Raw genomic sequence first — 19,410 nt, 5'->3', positions numbered from 1 at the left:
GTCACGCAGTTGGTCAAAACCATGATTAAAAAGCGTATTCAGGTTGAAGGGGCCAAAGTCCTGGTCTTAGGATTAAGCTTCAAAGAAAACTGCCCAGATGTGCGTAATACTAAAGTCATCGACATTGTCCATGAGTTAGAAGAATACAATATCAATATCGATGTTTATGACCCTTGGGTAGATAGCAGTGAGGCTCAGCGTGAGTATCATATTACACCGATCAAGCAGCCTATAACTAATGGCTACGATGGTATTATCCTAGCGGTAGCGCATAGCGAGTTCGTTGATATGGGAGCTGAGCACATCAGAAACTTCGGTAAAGCAGAGCATGTACTCTATGATCTTAAGTATGTCTTCACTAGAGAAGACACTGATATTCGTCTGTAATCACATAAAGCTATAAGAGAAACATTATGACAGCGACAGCGTACCAACAAGTCAAAGACTCCTTAGCGCAAGCACCTAAAACTTGGTTAATTACTGGGGTAGCGGGATTCATAGGTTCTAATTTACTAGAAGAGCTATTATTACTAAATCAAAAAGTAGTCGGTTTAGATAATTTTGCCACTGGCTTTCAGCATAATTTAGATGAAGTACAAGGTTTGGTAAGCAAAGATCAGTGGCAGAACTTTACCTTTATAGAAGGTGATATTCGTAATCTAGATGACTGTCAGGCAGCATGTATAGGCGTGGACTATGTGTTGCATCAAGCAGCACTGGGTTCGGTGCCGCGCTCTATCGCTGATCCTATCAAAACCAATAGTGCTAACATTGATGGGTTTTTGAATATGCTGGTTGCTGCGCGCGATGCAAAAGTAACGAGTTTTACTTATGCCGCTAGCAGCTCAACGTATGGTGATCACCCTGCTTTGCCTAAAGTCGAAGCAAACATTGGCAATCCGTTATCACCTTATGCAGTGACTAAGTATGTCAATGAGTTATACGCGGATGTCTTCGCACGTAGTTATGGCTTTAAGACCATTGGTCTACGCTACTTCAATATTTTTGGTAAGCGTCAAACTCCGGATGGCGCTTATGCTGCGGTGATACCAAAGTGGACGGCTGCTATGATCGTTGGTGATAAGGTATATATCAATGGTGATGGCGATACCAGTCGGGACTTTAATTTTATTGAAAATGCGGTACAGGCTAATATATTAGCAGCGACGGCTGATGATAGCGCTAAAAACGAGGTGTATAACGTGGCGGTCGGTGGACGTACTACCTTAAACACACTATTTACTGCTCTAAAAGAGAATCTAGCGGTCAATGGGGTAGAGTATACGCAGGGTGCTGTCTATAGAGACTTCCGTGAAGGGGATGTGCGCCATAGTCAGGCTGATATCAATAAAATACAGAATGCGTTAGGCTATGCGCCACAGTTTGATATTGTTCAAGGTATTGAAAGAGCAATGCCTTGGTATATTGGTAAAGTATAAATGAAGAATAAGCTAATTAATCTTGCATTGCTTGTATTGGGTACTCTTCTTGGAAGCGGAGCTAATTTCCTAATTCAAATATATTTAGCAAAAAAGCTATCTGTTATAGATTATGGTTTCTACTCCTCAATATTAAACCTTGTAAACCTATTAACACCTATTATAGGATTTGGAGTTTCGAGCTTCATGCTGAAAGCCTATGCAGAAGAAGGGTATGATGCAAAAAGATGGCTTGATAATGTTTATTTAGCATTGTTGTTTAGCGCTACACTGGCTTTTGTTATTCTACAGTTCACAGGTTATTTAAAAAACGATGGTTTCAACTATTTTTACATCTATTGTTTTTTCTTCGTTTACATGTTGTCCGTATCATATAATAGCTTTATGATCTTGTACTTTCAAATACAAGGCAGGTTTAGGTTTTTTTCTCTATGGCAGACAGTGCCAAATCTGATAAAATTAATTTTTATACTTGGTTCTGTAACTTTATTAGGTTCAAGCTTAAATAGCATTGGAATTGCTTATGTATTGACAGGATTATTTGTATTGACATTTTCGTTGAATTCATTACACAAAATGAAAGTTGGTAAGATAAAGTTATTAGATGTTCCAATTTCTTTAGCTAATGATCCTGTAACCTCTAAAGCATTGATTATTAATTCTATACCCTTTGGACTGAATGGCATTTTTTATCTCATTTACTTTCAAAGTACTATCCTTATCCTTAGCTTTATAGAAGGCTACGAAGCAGTTGCATACTTTAGTTTAGCCATGACTCTTTTAACTGCTTTTTGTCTATTACCGAGCGTATTCTTTCAAAAGTTCCTTATGCCTAAGATACATTATTGGGCAATACATGAAAAGAAAAGAGCTTACAAATTCTACATTAAAAATATAGTTATTTGGTTTTTTATTGGCTTAGTAGCAGCAATATCAAACATTATATTTGCTAAGTTTTTCTTAATTAATTTTTTTGGTGTAGAGTATTTGCCGGCGATAAAAGTTTTCTACCTGATGAGTATAGTTGTTTTAATAAAATATCTTAATTTAAACTCTGGCGCACTTATGACTACTAAGTATTTAATTAACATTAAGTCTAAAATAATGATGTATGCTGCTGTATTAAATGTTTCTTTAAGTTTTTTACTAATTACATTATTTGGTATAGAAGGAGCAGTAATATCTATTATATTAGTAGAGATTTTTATCAGCTTGTTGTTTGTAAACATAATAAATAGGAATTTTAGAGGGTCTCATGCATAAAAAAATAAAAATAACTGGTTATTACGGTATGAATAACTATGGTGATGATTTATTTTCACTCTTGAGCTACAAAGCTATTAACGAAAAATTAGTATCAGCACAGTGTGAGCTAGTAGGTCCAACTATAGTTAATAACGGTAGTGGAGACGAACTAAAGTTAAACCGACTCTCAAAACAATATAGCAATTTCAACCTAACTGGTAAAATAACTAGATTAACTCATTATATGCATGCAACTGTACATGCTGATTATTTCATGTTTTGTGGTGGCTCGTTATACTCTAGCCCAAACAGGTCAGTTAAAGATATAATGTACCTTATGAATTGCAATAGGTATAAATTTCACGCTTTAGGAGTTTCAGTAGGACCTTTTGATACCTTAGCCGCAGAAAAAAGAGCTATTGAAATTCTAAGAAATTATGAATATATAGCTTTAAGAGATCAAAAATCCTTTGATAGGGTCGAAAGCTTTAATATCGATGCTAAAGTTGTTTTAGCTGGAGATTTGGCGGGTCTAGGATTAGAGTACTTTGATACTAACGAGAAGATAGTTAAATCAGGACGAAGTAAAAATATTGGATTTTCACCTTGTAATCTTAATGATTTGGAAAAGTCAAAAAGCTACATTGATAACTTTGTTTCGAATATGAAATACTTATCAACGCATTTAGACTTTGAGGTTAGTATAATATGTTTGAATCAAAATAGTAGTAATGGGGATGTAGGTTTATGTAAGTTAACAGAAAAACTACTTAAAGAAATAGGAGTAAATTGCAAGATTATATATTACTTAGAAATAGGCGTAGAGAATACATGGAAGCTAATATCTTCATTAGATTTTTTTGTGAGTGTTAGGTTGCATGGAGCTATAACAGCATATTTGGTAGAGACGCCTTTCTTTTTATATGAGTATCATGAAAAATGCTCTGAGTTTCTAAACTATATCGGTGATATTACTCATGATTATATTTTAGACAAGGTTTTTTTAGCACAAAAAATAACCGACGGTTTTAATGAAAATAAGAAAGTAATGAACACTATAGAGTTCTATAAAAACTCACTAATGAACATTAGCGAAAACCCTTTGGTATGTCGCGAGGTATAATTTATGAATAGAGCAAATATAAGTGTCGTTGTCCCATTCTATAATTCTGTTGATACTATCGAAAGAGCCGTAAACTCTGTTATTAGTCAAAGCCTTCAGCCAAAAGAAATAATAATTGTAGATGATAAGAGCTCTGAAGCTGCATCTGAATTTATTAAAAGCTTAGTAGAAATTACTAGCAATAAAACAGATATTAATTTACTATTATTCACTATGCAAATGAATAGTGGAGCTGGTGAAGCTCGAAATCTTGGATGGTTAAAAGCATCTGGAGAATTTATCGCATTCTTAGATGCCGATGATATGTGGCTTCCGAATAAACTAGAAATTCAATATGGTTTTTTCAAAAGTGATCCTGATCTAATTTTATGTGGTCATAAATATATAGTAGCCAAAGATGAAAACATGTTATGTAATATGTCACATACATCTAAAATAAAAAAAGATATATTTAATAACTTTATGGTTATTACAAAAAAAAGACAGCTTTTAAGGAATAGATTTGCTACTTCTACAGTTATGATTAAAAATACTATTAATAATAGATTTGAAAAAAATAAAAGGTACTCTGAAGATTTTTTACTATGGAGTGAAATTATATCTTCTGGTCATAAGGCTGTTAAGATTGAAACTTCATTAACTGTTTATTTTAAGAGTGTTTTTGGAGATTCAGGTTTGAGTTCAAATCTATCTAAAATGTTCATAGGTAATTTAAAGTCTTACAAAACTCTTTATAAGAAAGGTTTTATAAAACTATCTTGTTTTTTTATATACACTTCTATTTCTTGTATTAGATTTATTAGAAGAGTTTTGATTGTTTTTATTAGAAACATTTAAGAGAGCTGTATGAAGATTGCAGATATTTACTATGTATATATATTTCTCATCTATTCAGTAACTAATTCGCTAATTATCGGCAATCGTGATATACATATAGGTAAAGACACTTCAAACTATTATAATTTTTACTATGCTATATCTTCAGGATATACATACCAAGGTTTTTCTGATCCAATTTTTATTTTGTTAGCTAAAATAGCTGTATATTTAGGATTAAAATCCAAAAGCTTTCTAGTGATAGTATCATTTTTATCTAGTTTTATATTACTTCTTTCATGCTATATTATAATGAAGAGAGTAATAGAGAAAAAAATATATATTACTTCTCTAGTAGTAATAATGCTAAATCTGCTATTTTTATCCCCCTTTTATTGGGGTGCTCAGTTAAACATCATAAGAGCTGGGCTATCTATACCTTTAATTTTTTTATCTATACATTTTTTTTCTGCTAATAATAAGTTTTCAGGCGCATTTTTTGCAGTATTAGCTTCTTTGATACACATTACAAATATACAGTTTGTTATATTATTTTTTGTTTTTTCATTTTTTAATGAGAAAGGATATAGAAAATTTGAAAATCTCTATTTAAAATTCTATTTTTTCATAATAGTAGGTTATTTAACTGGTATAAATAGAATGATCTCTAATGTTATATCTTTAAGTGCGTTTGGTGCTGACCAATATAATAGTTATTTAACTTACGATAATAATGCCTCAAATATATATGAGGCAGGTATAAGATACGACTTTGCATTTTTTACTATACTGTTCGTCTCTCTATTGTATATATCAAAAAAAAGGTTGAATAGTAAGTATTTTAATAACTTTTTTTATTATTCAACTATAACTACTATTCCTTTTTTCTTAATAGGTTATATTCCTTTTTCTGATCGATTGCTATCTACTTTTTGGATGTTGATTCCTCTACTTTTGATATTTTTTATTTATACCTTTGTTAGACCTAGATATCTGCTTCATTATTCACTACCTCTTTTCTCAATTTTTCTATTTATAAATTATTATTTTTCGATAAGTAGCTATATGTACTAAATAATTCTTACATTAGGTGATATCGTGAATATTATAATCTACCTTATACATGAGATTGAATGTGGTGTTTAAATTATCCAATAGTATGAGCTGTTCTCTTTTTATTATTAACTGATTATAGCGATTTATAATTTTGGAAAAAACAATCTATTATGGTTATGTCGATACATAATAGATACATTGATATTAGTATTTAAAAAGCATAAAATTTTCTTGCCTGTTATATTGACACTCAAAGGTACATTGCAACTTATATTTTAAAAATATACTAGTTGCAATGTATCGGTTCTAAAGTCAATAAACTATATATTATTAAAGGTATATACTATGAAGTTCCTAATAATAGCGAGCTCAGTACCTTCCATCCTAAATTTTCGTGGAAAACTAATGGTAGCTTTACAGGGGGCTGGTTTTGAAATACATATCGCTGCTCCCGAGTTTAGTCAGCATAAAGATGAGTTGGAGAAGCTCCATTCTTTAAGGTACCAAGTGCATGATATACCTATGCAGCGCACAGGTACTAATCCTTCAGCAGACGCAAAAACCTTGGTAGCCTTGTATCATCTGATGAGAAAGATCAAACCTGATTACATGATGGGTTATACCATTAAGCCAGTTATTTATGGCTCATTAGCCGCTAAGATCGCCCGTGTTCCGCATCGATTTGCGCTCATTACAGGTTTGGGCTATGCCTTTCAAGGCGCAGATGAGGCAGACTATAAAAAGTCTAATTTACAAAAAGTCATGCATAAGCTGTATTCCGTTGCACTAGCATCGACACATAAAGTATTTTTCCAAAATCCTGATGACGAAGCCTTATTTAAATCTATGGGTATTCTAAAGCCTACTGCCGCGACTAAAGTTGTGAATGGCTCAGGAGTTGATATTTCCGAGTATAGCTTACAGCCTTTACCTACTATTAATGATCAGTTACAACCTAAATTCCTGTTAATAGCGCGTCTACTAGGAGATAAAGGGTTGAGAGAGTATGCCCAAGCGGCTCGACTGATTAAAGCTAAATACCCGCAAGCGCAGTTTGATTTAGTTGGGTCTATAGACTCTAATCCTAGTGCAATTAGCCAGAAAGAACTAGATAACTGGCTTAGTACAGGGTTATTTAATTATTGGGGTAGTGTAAAAGATGTAAAACCAGCGATTACTGCATCCTCTATTTATGTTTTACCCTCCTATCGTGAAGGTACGCCTCGTTCCGTATTAGAAGCTATGGCAATGGGAAGACCAATTATTACCACTGATGCACCAGGCTGTCGTGAAACCGTTATTGACGGCTACAATGGCTATCTCGTCCCTGTCAAAGCCGTAGACGAATTAGCTGCTGCGATGGAGCGTTTTATTTTGAATCCAGAGCTTATTGTTCAGATGGGCAGCGCCTCACGTCAGTTAGTAGAAGATAAATTTGATGTACATACTGTCAATCAAATCATGCTCAATGAAATGAATGTTTTATGATTAAATGCTTCTTTGACATTACCGCTGCCAAAGCTGCATTAGTAGCGTTATCTCCTGTATATGCTCTTTCTTCTTATAAAGTTGAAAAGAACTCAGACTCGCTAGTTTTATTTAATAAAAATTGTTGATTTTTGGTCAGTAGTCTTTAAACTGATTGAGTTTGAACTATTTTAATAATACTAAACTACTGAGTTTTAAATATTTTAGCTTTTAATTTTTCTGATAATTACTATCTTTATAGTAGAAAGTTTTTCTATAATTAAGGTTTTATAAATGTATACCAGTTTTTTCAAAAGACTTTTAGATTTCCTATTTGCATGTTTTGGAATAGTAGTCCTGAGCCCGGTGTTTCTAGCAATAATAATTGCATTGTACAACTCTAGTGACGGTAAGCCTTTTTTTATTCAAGAAAGACCAGGTGAAGATGGAAAAATATTTAAACTAATTAAATTCAAAACAATGAATGATAAAAGGGATTCTGAAGGTAACTTACTTCCTATGGGAGAAAGAATTACTCCCTTAGGTGCTTTTTTGAGAAAAACCTCTTTAGATGAAATCCCACAGCTATTTAATGTCATGAAAGGTGATATGTCATTAATGGGTCCTCGACCTTTATTAAAAGAATATCTACCTATGTATACAGACAGGCAAAAAGAAAGACATTTAGTTAAACCAGGTATAACTGGTTGGGCTCAAGTGAATGGGCGTAACCAAGTAACTTGGAAAGACAAGTTCGAGATGGATATATGGTACGTAGATAATATATCTTTTAAATTAGATGCGATTATCTTCTTTAAAACTATTAAAAAAATAATAACCAAAAGCGATGTTGCCGATATTGAGCTTGCTGTCACTCAACAAGACTTTTTAGACTGAGTAAAAAATATGCATAATTTAGAAACGCCAGCTTTTATTATTAAGAAAGAAATTCTTGATAATAGTATACATTCCCTAAAGTTATCTTTATCAAAGCATTTTCCAAATAGTATTCTTAGCTATTCCTTAAAAACCAATTCATTACCTTATATTCTAAAAAATATAAAAGAAAATGATGGTTATGCAGAAGTGGTTTCAAGTGATGAATACGAACTCGCAAAACTGGTTGGTTTCGAGATAAAGAATATTGTCTACAACGGCCCATTAAAATCTAAGTTAACATTTTTAGAAGCTATTAGAAGTCGGGCTATTGTAAATATTGAGACTAAGCAAGAGATTGATTGGCTTTCAGAACTGCCTAAAGATGATGTTTATTCTATAGGTATCAGAATTAATATTGATCTTGATATTCTTGCACCAGAAGATGCAAAACAAAATGAAGGGTATAGCCGTTTTGGCTTTTCACCTGAAAATGATGAGTTAGAAACTGCATTACAGAAAATATCTAAATACAGCAATATCAAATTAGCTGGATTACATGCTCATAGAACGACTTTGTCTCGAGCTGTTAAAACATATGAAGAGATAGCTAAATATATTGGAGATCTTGCACATAAACATTCATTAGAACTAGAGTATGTAGACATAGGTGGCGGCTTTTATGGGATTATGGAAGGCAAACCTACTTTTAATGACTACTTCTCTGCAATAAGCAAGGGCTTATCTTCGTATTTTGATTTAGAACATATTACAGTTATTGTTGAGCCAGGAAATGCCATTGTTGCATCAGCAATAGACTTTGTGTCTCAAGTTATTGATGTTAAAAAGATACAAGACTTTTATACTATTACAACTGATGGTTCTAGGAATGACTTAGATCCTTTCTATAGAAAGCAAAACTACTTTTATTCAATATATCCTGATGACTCTTATAGCAGTAAGTCACCTTCTGTACCACTACAGATAATATCAGGCGGTACTTGTCTTGAATACGATAAAATTTTTGAAATTAAAGATTCAAGATTATTACAAGTAGGCGATAAAATCCTATATAAATCTGTTGGTGCCTATACAATGACTCTATCACCTCTATTTATTAGATACTTCCCTAATGTGTATTTATTAGATGAAGATAAAAGTTATAGCTTAATTAGAAAAAAATGGTCAGCAACTGACTTCTTTGATATCTACAAAACAACTAAATAAAATAGCGAGTCAATATTATGAAAAAAATTGTCGTATTTGGTGCTACAGGTAATTTAGGAGCCTACACCTCAATTCACCTAAAAGAACTCGGTTATGATGTGCATGCAGTTGGTTATAGAGCTTCTGATAATGGGTTTTTCAAGTCTAAGGGTATCACATACTATTCATTAGATATTACTGACAGCACGTCTTTTAAGACTTTGCCTAAAGAGATTTATGGTATTGTCCATTTAGCTGGCAAACTCCCTTCTAGGTCTGATTACAATCCTAAAGCTTTGATTTCAAGTATTATGCTGGGCACAATTAATGTTTTAGATTATATGGTAAGCGCAGGAGGTAAAAGAATTGTATTCCCACAAACACCATATGACCAATATCAAAAACATAACACACCTAATATAATTAAAGCGGACGACCCAAGAACCTTTCCTCTAACGGGTGATCATTCTGTATATACTATAGCAAAGAATGCTGCTATTGATTTGATTGACCATTATGCTGCAACATATGACTTTAAAAGATTTCATCTAAGATTTTTTACTATTTACAACTATCATCCTGATCCTTACCACTTTGCAGACTTTAAACGTAAAATGATGCCTTACCGCATGTTAATGGATAGGGCTCAGAAGTCACTAGATATTGAGGTGTGGGGAGATTCAAGTCGTTCTAAAGAAATGGTATACGTTAAAGACTTTACTCAAGTAGTAGAGCGTTGCTTTGAAAGTGATGCTCCTGGAGGCATATATAATGTCGGAGGAAAAGCAGTTTCTCTAGAAGAGCAGATTGATGGAATCATAGAGGTGTTTTCACCAACAGGTGCTCCATCTAAGAAAATATATAAACCAAATATGCCAGACCCTAGACTATTAAAGCTTGATATTTCAAAAACAGAGAGTGAGTTAGGTTACTCACAAAAATATTCATACCTAGATTCTCTGAAAGACTTTAGAAAAGATATGGAAAATGAGCCATTTGCTCTACTCTGGGGTAAGAAAGAAGACTTCATAGAGGATTAATTGATGAAAATTTTATTTTGTAGTGTGGGACGTAGAGCTAAATTACTCAAAAACTTAAAAGAATCTAATAATAAAGCAGAGATATTAGCAACAGATTGTAGTAACTATGCTCCTGCTTTGTATTCAGCAGACAAACCATTTCTATCACCTAGAATAGATGATCCGTCCTACTTATCATTTATTCTTAATCTCTGTAAAGATAACTCTGTACAAGCCATAACAACTCTGATTGATCCTGAAATTGAGATTTTCTCTAAAAACAGAGACAAGTTGTTTAGTTACGGGGTATTGCCTTTATGCCCCTCTTACGAGACAGCTAAGTTATGCTTCGACAAGTTTGAAATGTATAAATTCTTAACTGAGAGAAACGTCAAAACCGTTCTTACTTACGATTCTTTGGATAATTTTAAATCTGGATTAGAAGATAATAAAATTGACTTCCCAGTATTCATTAAGCCTCGAACAGGAAGCGCTAGCGTTGGCGCAGAAAAAATACATGATTTAACCCAGCTTGAAGCGCGTATTAATAGCCATGATGACAACTACTTTATCATTCAAGAGCTCATGGATGGTGAAGATATAGATGTAGATGTTTATGTTGACTGTATTAGTAATAAGGCTGTCTCTGCCTTTTCTAAGAAAAAAATAGAGACTAAGATAGGTGGTGCTAGTAAAACTATTTCATTTAAAGATGATAAGCTATTTGATTTAATTAAAAAAATCATCCCCCACTTTAGTTTCTATGGACCTATTGATATAGACTTTTTCTACAAGGATGGAGAATACTTCTTATCTGAAGTGAATCCTAGATTTGGAGGTGCATACTTACATGCCTACGGTGCAGGCGTAAACTTTTATGAATTAATCCAAAACAACATCAATAATATTGAAAACTCTGAAGAGTTCGGTAATTATGATGAGGGAGTTGTCATGATGATGTATGACGATGTCATAATAAAACATACCTCCGAACTTGCATAGAGTATAACCTACTGATGTAATTAAAATTTAACACATAAACTTATATGGCTGTATAGAAATGCTAAATATATCCTTTCAACCCTGGCCTAGCTTTACCCAACAAGAGGCCGATGCGGTCAGTCAAGTATTATTATCCAACAAGGTAAATTACTGGACAGGGCAAGAGTGTCGTCAGTTTGAGACGGAATTCGCTGAGTGGGCTGATAGCGAATATGCTATTGCGATGGGTAATGGTACGTTGGCATTAGACGTGGCCTTACAAGCGTTATATATTGGTGCAGGCGATGAGGTAATCGTCACGCCGCGTACCTTTATTGCAAGTATCTCATCAGTCGTCAATGCGGGAGCGACACCTGTTTTTGCTGATGTCGATGAAGCAACCGGTAATATCACCCCTGAGTCAATCGCAGCGGTATTGACGGCTAAAACCAAGGGTATCGTCTGCGTGCACTTAGCAGGTTGGCCTTGTGATATGGATGGCATCATGGCGTTGGCAGAACAGCATAATTTATATGTGATAGAGGACTGTGCACAGGCGCACGGTGCACGTTATAAGGGTCGTAGCGTGGGGAGTATCGGCCATATCGGTGCGTGGAGCTTTTGCCAAGATAAAGTAATGACCACCGGTGGTGAGGGCGGTATGGTCACCACCAATGATGAGCAATTATGGCGTAAAATGTGGGCTTATAAAGACCATGGCAAAAGCTACGCGGCGGTTTACGAGACCGAGCATCCACCAGGCTATCGCTGGCTGCATGAAAGCTTTGGTACCAATTGGCGCATGACTGAAATGCAAGCGGTGCTTGGTCGTATTCAATTAACGAGAATGCCTGATTGGACCGCCAAACGTACGGCCAATGCTCAAGCGATCTTAGATATCTGTGCTAAATGGGAAGCAAAAGGCTATCTTTCTGTACCAAGATTAGAAGAGTCGCCGCAGTTTGCAGATTCGACCCACGCCTATTATAAGCTCTACGTTTATGTGCAGCCAGATAACCTACCTGAAGGCTGGTCACGAGATCAGATTATTCAAGAAATTAATAAATTAGGTGTTCCTTGTTTTTCAGGATCCGCTTCGGAAGTTTATCTGGAAAAAGCATTTGATAATACAGGTTTACGTCCTGAAGGTAGACTGCCAGTCGCTAAGCAGCTCGGCGAAACCAGCTTGATGTTTCTTGTGCATCCAACGTTGATGGCAGACGAAATTAAGCAAACAGTACAGGCGATTGATAGCGTATTCATTAAGATTGATGACCAATAATTTATAATTTGTTGGGTTAAACTGAATTTAGTAACGTTATTTTAATTACGTTAATCCATATTACTGTTTGAGTGATAGCCTTTATAATAAACCCCTTTTAATCAAAGAGTATTTGATCATGTACAAGAAGCTAAGTATTTTATTGGGTTTTGGTGTCTTATCCTCAGTGTCGATGTTGGCATCTGCACAAAACCTGTATATGAACGATCTAAAGCTTAAGGCAGATCTTGATTGGCTCAATACTCAAGGGGTCACGCAGATTAGCACCAGCACTTGGCCGCTGACAGCCAATGAGATTAAACGCGCTTTAAATAGCGCTAATGCTCAGACACCTGCGCAGCAGCAGATCCTGCAGTCGGTACAAACGCGCCTGGCTCAAAACCGCAATTCTGTGGTAAAAGGGTCGGCCGCCTTGCATATACAAACCGATAGAGATCAGCTACCACAAAAATTTGCTGATGATAAGCTGGCGGGTCAACAAGCAAGCGTTGGCGTGTCACTTAGCGAAGCAGAGTGGGAATTTAATCTACAAGCCAATCTAAAAAATGACAAACTTATTGAAGATGGCTCAGACGTTAGCTTTGAAGGCTCATATCTTGCTGGGACCGCAGCCAACCAGTGGTTGATTGCGGGTAAAATTCTAACGTGGTGGGGACCTGGTCATGATGGTAGCTTGATTCGAGGCGATGCAAGCTTACCAGTGACAGGTTTTACCATGCAGCGTGACCAACAAGCTGCACCGACATCACAATATTTATCGTGGGTCGGACCTTGGCAATATCAGCTATTTGCCGGTCAGTTTGAAGATTATGAAGCGATTCCTGATGCTAAGCTGTTTGGCGCACGGCTGACCGCCAGCCCATGGGAGTGGTTAGAGGTCGGAGCTTCTCGTACCTTTATGTGGGGCGGTGAGGGTCGTCCAGAGAGTTTTGGCTCCTTTACTGATGCTATTTTAGGAACCAAAGATAATGGTGGCAACGAGCGAGGCGATCCTGCTAATCAGTTGGGTGGATTTGATGCGCGCTTAAGTTTAGCGCCATTAGTGAATGTACCTGCAGGCGTTTATGCACAATACGTGGGTGAAGATGAAGCGGGTGGCTTACCCGCGAAAAATATGTATTTAGCCGGTGTTGATTATGCGTCTGCTGCTTATGGTAAACCATATCAGCTGTATGCAGAGTATACTGATACCCGTACCAGTGGCGAAGTACGCGGCATCTCTTATGATCATAGTATTTATACCGACGGCTATTATCAGCAAGGTTTCCCATTAGGCTATGCGCTAGGCGGCGATGCGGAAAGTATCGCGCTTGGTGGTCGCTTATGGCTCGATAACCGTAATTTCATCAATGCAAAAGTACAACATGCCAAGGTGAATCAAGCGGATGAAGCCATTAATCAAGCATTTCCAACGACTGATAAGTTGACCAGTATTGATGTGGCTTGGGAGCATCAGTACAATCCAAAGACGCTGATATCTAGTAGGCTTTGGGCAGTCGACTCTGATATCCAGTCCACTGATGTTGGGGTAGGCGTAGGTATTGAGCTACAAACTTATTAAATTCAATTGAATATATTCAAATAGGAGTTGTTACTGAGGTAACCACTCCTATTTTTTTGTCCAAAATTCAATGATTTGCTAGGGTTTATTTTCTATTATGTGAGTGGATATAAAAGTAAGGTAGTAACCATCACGCCAGTTTTGTCTAAATAACTATCCACCTCGCAGTTGTGTGTATCACTCCTATCAGATAACGTCTCTGCGTCATCCTTGATATAACCCTCTTAGATAACGTAAGTAATAAATAAGTTTTGTTGCTAATTGTTTTTAGATGTTATATAAGTATATAAGAATATACGAATATGTAAATTCTATAAAATAAATATAAGTACCGAAGGATTAAAAAAAGTTTTTTGAACTATAAATCGGACTATTACTAAGACATCTTTTGTTCGTAATGTAGTTAGTTAGTCTGGAATACCCCTATATTATAAAAATTACGGTAACGCTAATAGTTTTACTGATAGCTTCAGTTTCTAAGGAGTTCATTATGCGCGGATATTCCTCTCAATTATCGATAATAGCGTGCTTAATGCTCTTCACTGTCATATCTGGTTGCAGCAGTATTAATTCTGGACTACAAGCGGGCAAGTTACCACCTAGTGGTGCTTTTGTCGCAGAAAATGGCATTACCTTTAGTGTTCAGCCATTAGACATAGCAACATTACCCGCTAAACAAGCTCCCGTACTCGACAATGAGCTATATAACTTAATCAAAACTTCAAGGCCAATGAGTTACCGTATTGAAGCTGGAGATGTCATGAGTATAGCACTCACTGACTATCCGAATATCAGTGCCTCAACATCAAGCCTGACTGTCGATCAGCAGGGTTTTATTCAATTTCCATTGATTGGACGCCTGAAGGCGAGTGGCATGAGTGTGCCGCAGTTCACTGCAGTCTTGCAAGGTAGGTTGCAACGCTATCTGAAATATTCAGACCCGCAAGTCCGAGTCATCAACTATCTTGGTAGCAAATTCTTTATCGATGGAGAAGTTGCTAAGTCTGGCGAGTTCTCTATTGCTGATGCACCGGTTACCTTATATGGCGCTTTGTCCATGGCAGGGGGCGCCACTACGACAGGCGATTCAAATAATATTGTATTAAATCGCCGAGGTAAAAACTATAGCTTAGGTTTGCAATCATTGAGACAGATGGGGCTATCTGCCAACCAAGTTTATATACAAGATGGCGATTCCATTCATGTTAATAGTCAAAGTCGTAATAAAGTCTATGTTTTGGGGGAGTTTGGTCGAATTGCGCCAGTCGCTATACCTGAGCAGGGGCTAAGTCTATCGCACGTAATGGGTGAATCAAGTGGTCTCAATCCCAACACCGCCAATGCTGCCAAAGTATATATTGTCCGTGACAATCAACAGTACAACTACACCAATATCTATTATGTCGATATGCAGACTATTACGGGCTTAGCATTGGCAAACCGCTTTGAGATGCAAGCCAATGACATTCTTTATGTGGATCCTACGGGTCTAACGCGTTGGAACCGTGTGCTAAGTGCTCTTTTACCCTCAACTTCGGCGATCAGGTCACTCTCAGACTTTTAAGCGCTAAGGGTTATGGCGTTTGAGAGTAGCATCGCGAGCCTTGAAAAATGGACTAAAAAAATAAGCGAACCGACTCATACTAATTGATGAAGACATAGTCATGGATAACAATGTTATGGATAACAATTCAAAAGACTTATCTAAACACAACAATGATAAAGATAATAATTTACTGGGTCTGCTTTTAGTATTACTACGCGGCTGGAAGATCATTGTTTTGTGCGCAATTTTGGGTTTGATCATAGGGGTATTATATGTTCGCTACGAAAATCCCACCTTCAAATCAGATGCCTTGGTCCAAATTGATGAAACCTCCAAAAACTTATCAGGGCTCGGAACGAATATAGGAGAGCTATTGCCCCCTGATGATAGTTCAATGCAAGCGCAGATTAAGCTAATAAGATCCCGCATGGTATTAGAGCCAGTGGTTGATTTGCTGCATTTGGGTATTAAATTGAACGATCCGGCAGTTAATCAGATAGATAGAATCAGAAACAACCAGACGAACGTGCAAATGAATAGTGCTGATGGCGTTGTACTCGAGACGAGTAACGGCCGGATAGAAGTGAGTCAATTCGATGTAACAGAAGATTATCTAGATAAGCCCTTCACTTTATTAAGAACTAACACAGGCTTTGTCTTGAGTAATGACAGTGAACAATTTCAGGGGCAGTTGAACAAAGCCTATCGTTTCACCGGTAAGAAAGGTCTCATTGACATTACGGTCAATGATCTACCTACTGATGAGCACCCTATCGACATCACTAAGCAATCACTGCAAATTACCACGGACTCTATCAATAGCGCTTTGTCAGTAGTGGAAGAAGGCACTAAGACCGGTATGATTGAGCTGTCTTTGTCAGGGCTAAACCAAAAGCAGGTCAGCCTAATATTAGAACATATTGTACTGTCTTATAGTGCACAGGATCAAACACGCAGCTCGGAACAAACTATCAAAACCATTGAGTTTATGAAAAAACAAATTCCAGCATTAAAACAAAAACTCAAAGAATCAGAAGCCATATTTAATAAATTTCGTGAGAACTCTGGGACCATTGATGTGGCACAAGAAGCGTCAATATTGCTGAGTGAAAATGCTGGAATTGATACACAAATTAGTGAGCTTAAGCTAAAAAGAGCAGATCTAACCACTTACTATACCAATGAGCATCCTCTAGTCATCCAAATCAACGAACAACTTGGCGTATTGAATGCTAGAAAGCAGCAAATCGACAATACCATCAATAAATTGCCAGAAGTACAAAGAGAGTTTTTGACCCTCTCTGAAGATGTAAACATCGACAGAGAGATCTATCTTACTATCCTTAAGAACTACGAACAGCTAAAAATTGCCAAAGCAGGTGAGGTCAGCGCCGCCCGTATCATTGATTTGCCTATCAATACTAATAGAAGCATCACCCCCAAAAAACAATTAATAATGACGTTAGCCACCCTAGCAGGTGCTCTGCTAGGTGCTTTATTAGTGTTTATGATACATATGCTTAGAAATGCTGTTAAGGATCCTGAACGTATTGAGTCTAAGACAGGGGTGCCAGTCATCGCCACGATTCCACGCTCTGCTGTATTATCGCGATTAAGTGCTAACAAAAAGGCCGCCCCTCGTATGCTGGCGCATGTTGATAATAGTAGCTTGAGTTATGAAGCAATCAAAAGCCTTCGAACGAAACTTATATTAAGTATGCCGTCAGTCATTTCAAATAGCCAACAGGCAAAAGTACTTTTATTCACTGGTGAAAGCCCAGGTGTCGGCAAGTCGTTTATCTCGGCTAATTTGGCAGAAGTCTTTGCTCAGCTGAACAAAAAAGTTTTGGTCATGGATGCAGATATGCGTTTGGGTGAGCTGCACAAGGTCTTTGGTATGAGTCAATATGATGGCTTGGCAGATTATCTGTTGCTAGACGAGAGTAGTTTGCAACTTAACCTACTTAACACACCGAACAAAAGCGCCGCTGCTCAAACAATTAATGAGGTTTCTGATTTTAGTATAGATAACTTTATTCATCCGACGGGTATCAAGCATATTGACTTTATGCCACGTGGAGGGCATCCCAGTGATCCTGAATCGCTATTAATCAGCGAAAGATTTGATGCTTTGTTAACAAGATTAAAGTCTCAGTACGACTACATTATCATCGACTCACCACCATTATTGGCCGCTTCAGACGCTATGGTATTAGCGCAACATGCAGACAAAGTACTCATGATAACTAGGTACGACGCTTCAATGGAAAAACAGTTGATCTATGCCGTTAAGCAAATGGATGAGTCTAATATCCAAGTAGATGGCATTATTCTTAACGATGTCAAGCAAGGTCTTATGAGTAAATATAGCTATCATTATCGCTATACCTATGCCGACAGTCGGTAATACAGGGCATTGTAGTTACTATTACATTTTCGATCACGCTCTTCAAAAACGCTTAGGTGGTAGAACGCTATGACAAATATAAATGAGCTAAAAATTGCTGTGATTGGTTTGGGATATGTCGGACTTCCTCTGGCAGTTGAGTTTGGCAAGCAGCTTTCAGTGGTAGGTTTTGATATTAATGCCAGCCGTATTGCTGCGCTAATGTCAGGTACAGACCATACATTGGAAGTTAGTGATGAAGAGCTAGCTGTAGCGACACATTTGCGTTATAGCTCAGATATCCAAACACTCAAAGACTGTAATTTTTTTATTGTAACCGTGCCGACACCTATTGATAGCTCAAAGCAACCCGACTTGACGCCGCTAATCATGGCCTCAAAGGCAATAGGTTCATTACTAAAGAAAGATGACATTGTGGTGTATGAGTCTACGGTCTATCCTGGCGCGACCGAAGAGGTTTGTGTGCCAGTACTAGAAGAAGTATCTGGATTAATCTTCAATCAAGACTTTTATGCAGGCTATAGCCCTGAACGGATAAATCCAGGTGACAAAGAGCACCGCGTGACTAATATTTTAAAAATAACGGCTGGATCGACACCTGAGGTCGCCGATTTTATTGATAACGTTTATAACTTAATCATTACTGCGGGGACGCATAAAGCACCGAGTATTAGGATCGCAGAAGCAGCCAAGGTCATCGAAAACACCCAAAGAGATGTCAATATTGCCCTGATTAATGAGTTAGCGGTCATCTTTAATAAGATGGGAATAGATACCGAAGCAGTGCTCAAGGCAGCGGGAACCAAGTGGAACTTTTTACCGTTTCGTCCCGGCCTAGTGGGTGGTCATTGTATCGGTGTCGATCCTTATTATCTGACTCATAAGGCACAAGCTATCGGTCATAATCCTGAGATTATATTGGCAGGTCGGCGTTTGAATGACAGTATGGGTGAGTATGTGGTCACGCAGTTGGTCAAAACCATGATCAAAAAGCGCATACAAGTTGAAGGTGCTAAAGTTTTGGTTTTAGGACTCAGTTTTAAAGAAAACTGCCCAGATGTACGTAATACTAAGGTCATCGATATTGTACATGAGCTACAAGCATACAATATCGAGATCGACGTTCATGACCCTTGGATAGATGCCAACGAGGCTAAGCGGGAATACAGTATTACTCCTATCGCTCAGCTTGTAACAGCGCAATACGACGGTATTATTTTAGCGGTCGCTCATGAGCAGTTTGTAGCGATGGGAATAGAGAACATAAGAGCATTGGGTAAAGATAATCACGTTCTCTATGATCTAAAGTATTTGTTTACCAAAGAAGATGCCGATATACGCCTTTAAGTATTCAGAGTAATCAAAGTAATAAGGGAGATATTTGCT

16 protein-coding genes are annotated in these 19,410 nt (G+C 37.0%); all 16 read left to right on the top strand.

The annotated features are described in order from the left end of the window. On the top strand, positions 1 to 387 hold a 387-nt coding region (locus tag B4K26_RS05175), incomplete at its 5' end, for a UDP binding domain-containing protein (protein ID WP_296243960.1). 26 nt (positions 388 to 413) lie between these two features. Then, positions 414 to 1,439: an NAD-dependent epimerase/dehydratase family protein gene (locus B4K26_RS05170; RefSeq protein ID WP_296243959.1), complete on the top strand. Its 1,026-nt coding sequence runs from the start codon at positions 414 to 416 to the stop codon at positions 1,437 to 1,439. Beyond that, positions 1,440 to 2,702 (top strand): oligosaccharide flippase family protein, encoded by a 1,263-nt coding sequence (locus B4K26_RS05165; RefSeq protein WP_296243958.1) that lies wholly within the window; start codon positions 1,440 to 1,442, stop codon positions 2,700 to 2,702. Continuing rightward, positions 2,695 to 3,807 carry a polysaccharide pyruvyl transferase family protein gene (locus B4K26_RS05160; RefSeq protein WP_296243956.1) on the top strand — a complete coding sequence of 371 codons (1,113 nt, stop codon included), beginning with the start codon at positions 2,695 to 2,697 and terminating at the stop codon, positions 3,805 to 3,807. The genes B4K26_RS05165 and B4K26_RS05160 overlap by 8 nt, the downstream gene beginning before the upstream one ends. 3 nt (positions 3,808 to 3,810) lie before the next feature. Then, positions 3,811 to 4,644 carry a glycosyltransferase family 2 protein gene (locus B4K26_RS05155; RefSeq protein ID WP_296243955.1) on the top strand — a complete coding sequence of 278 codons (834 nt, stop codon included), beginning with the start codon at positions 3,811 to 3,813 and terminating at the stop codon, positions 4,642 to 4,644. Between the two features lie 9 nt (positions 4,645 to 4,653). Continuing rightward, a complete protein-coding gene (locus B4K26_RS05150) occupies positions 4,654 to 5,697 on the top strand; it encodes an EpsG family protein (RefSeq protein ID WP_296243953.1) in 1,044 nt (347 codons plus the stop codon). A 327-nt stretch (positions 5,698 to 6,024) separates the two neighbouring features. Beyond that, positions 6,025 to 7,167 (top strand): glycosyltransferase family 4 protein, encoded by a 1,143-nt coding sequence (locus tag B4K26_RS05145; protein ID WP_296243951.1) that lies wholly within the window; start codon positions 6,025 to 6,027, stop codon positions 7,165 to 7,167. 273 nt (positions 7,168 to 7,440) lie between these two features. After that, positions 7,441 to 8,043 (top strand): sugar transferase, encoded by a 603-nt coding sequence (locus tag B4K26_RS05140; protein WP_296243949.1) that lies wholly within the window; start codon positions 7,441 to 7,443, stop codon positions 8,041 to 8,043. A gap of 9 nt (positions 8,044 to 8,052) precedes the next feature. Then, positions 8,053 to 9,249 carry a diaminopimelate decarboxylase gene (locus B4K26_RS05135; RefSeq protein WP_296243948.1) on the top strand — a complete coding sequence of 399 codons (1,197 nt, stop codon included), beginning with the start codon at positions 8,053 to 8,055 and terminating at the stop codon, positions 9,247 to 9,249. A gap of 17 nt (positions 9,250 to 9,266) precedes the next feature. Further along, on the top strand, positions 9,267 to 10,268 hold the full coding sequence (locus B4K26_RS05130; protein WP_296243946.1) for an NAD-dependent epimerase/dehydratase family protein: 1,002 nt from the start codon (positions 9,267 to 9,269) through the stop codon (positions 10,266 to 10,268). A gap of 3 nt (positions 10,269 to 10,271) precedes the next feature. Next, entirely contained in the window at positions 10,272 to 11,249 is a 978-nt protein-coding gene (locus B4K26_RS05125) for an ATP-grasp domain-containing protein (RefSeq protein ID WP_296243945.1), read from the top strand. A 58-nt stretch (positions 11,250 to 11,307) separates the two neighbouring features. Further along, positions 11,308 to 12,510, top strand: a complete 1,203-nt coding sequence (locus tag B4K26_RS05120) for a DegT/DnrJ/EryC1/StrS family aminotransferase (RefSeq protein WP_296243944.1) — start codon at positions 11,308 to 11,310, stop codon at positions 12,508 to 12,510. Between the two features lie 118 nt (positions 12,511 to 12,628). Beyond that, positions 12,629 to 14,071 (top strand): capsule assembly Wzi family protein, encoded by a 1,443-nt coding sequence (locus B4K26_RS05115; protein WP_296243943.1) that lies wholly within the window; start codon positions 12,629 to 12,631, stop codon positions 14,069 to 14,071. Between the two features lie 490 nt (positions 14,072 to 14,561). Next, positions 14,562 to 15,635, top strand: coding sequence for a polysaccharide biosynthesis/export family protein (locus B4K26_RS05110; protein ID WP_296243941.1), 1,074 nt, complete (start codon positions 14,562 to 14,564; stop codon positions 15,633 to 15,635). 115 nt (positions 15,636 to 15,750) lie between these two features. Next, a complete protein-coding gene (locus tag B4K26_RS05105; RefSeq protein WP_296243940.1) occupies positions 15,751 to 18,024 on the top strand; it encodes a GNVR domain-containing protein in 2,274 nt (757 codons plus the stop codon). Positions 18,025 to 18,093: 69 nt separating this feature from the next. Then, the gene (tviB, locus tag B4K26_RS05100) at positions 18,094 to 19,371 is read left to right on the top strand and encodes a Vi polysaccharide biosynthesis UDP-N-acetylglucosamine C-6 dehydrogenase TviB (protein WP_296243939.1); all 1,278 of its coding nucleotides are present in this window, start codon (positions 18,094 to 18,096) and stop codon (positions 19,369 to 19,371) included. Positions 19,372 to 19,410: the final 39 nt, after the last annotated feature.

Origin of the sequence: Psychrobacter sp. UBA6766 (assembly GCF_002453355.1) — a bacterium.
GTDB lineage: Bacteria > Pseudomonadota > Gammaproteobacteria > Pseudomonadales > Moraxellaceae > Psychrobacter.
This window is presented reverse-complemented; position numbering and strand designations above follow the sequence as displayed.

Coding starts and splice junctions, on each gene's coding strand:
- B4K26_RS05170 (WP_296243959.1), top strand. CDS start 414: ATGACAGCGACAGCGTACCAACAAGTCAAAGACTCCTTAGCGCAAGCA.
- B4K26_RS05165 (WP_296243958.1), top strand. CDS start 1,440: ATGAAGAATAAGCTAATTAATCTTGCATTGCTTGTATTGGGTACTCTT.
- B4K26_RS05160 (WP_296243956.1), top strand. CDS start 2,695: ATGCATAAAAAAATAAAAATAACTGGTTATTACGGTATGAATAACTAT.
- B4K26_RS05155 (WP_296243955.1), top strand. CDS start 3,811: ATGAATAGAGCAAATATAAGTGTCGTTGTCCCATTCTATAATTCTGTT.
- B4K26_RS05150 (WP_296243953.1), top strand. CDS start 4,654: ATGAAGATTGCAGATATTTACTATGTATATATATTTCTCATCTATTCA.
- B4K26_RS05145 (WP_296243951.1), top strand. CDS start 6,025: ATGAAGTTCCTAATAATAGCGAGCTCAGTACCTTCCATCCTAAATTTT.
- B4K26_RS05140 (WP_296243949.1), top strand. CDS start 7,441: ATGTATACCAGTTTTTTCAAAAGACTTTTAGATTTCCTATTTGCATGT.
- B4K26_RS05135 (WP_296243948.1), top strand. CDS start 8,053: ATGCATAATTTAGAAACGCCAGCTTTTATTATTAAGAAAGAAATTCTT.
- B4K26_RS05130 (WP_296243946.1), top strand. CDS start 9,267: ATGAAAAAAATTGTCGTATTTGGTGCTACAGGTAATTTAGGAGCCTAC.
- B4K26_RS05125 (WP_296243945.1), top strand. CDS start 10,272: ATGAAAATTTTATTTTGTAGTGTGGGACGTAGAGCTAAATTACTCAAA.
- B4K26_RS05120 (WP_296243944.1), top strand. CDS start 11,308: ATGCTAAATATATCCTTTCAACCCTGGCCTAGCTTTACCCAACAAGAG.
- B4K26_RS05115 (WP_296243943.1), top strand. CDS start 12,629: ATGTACAAGAAGCTAAGTATTTTATTGGGTTTTGGTGTCTTATCCTCA.
- B4K26_RS05110 (WP_296243941.1), top strand. CDS start 14,562: ATGCGCGGATATTCCTCTCAATTATCGATAATAGCGTGCTTAATGCTC.
- B4K26_RS05105 (WP_296243940.1), top strand. CDS start 15,751: ATGGATAACAATTCAAAAGACTTATCTAAACACAACAATGATAAAGAT.
- tviB (WP_296243939.1), top strand. CDS start 18,094: ATGACAAATATAAATGAGCTAAAAATTGCTGTGATTGGTTTGGGATAT.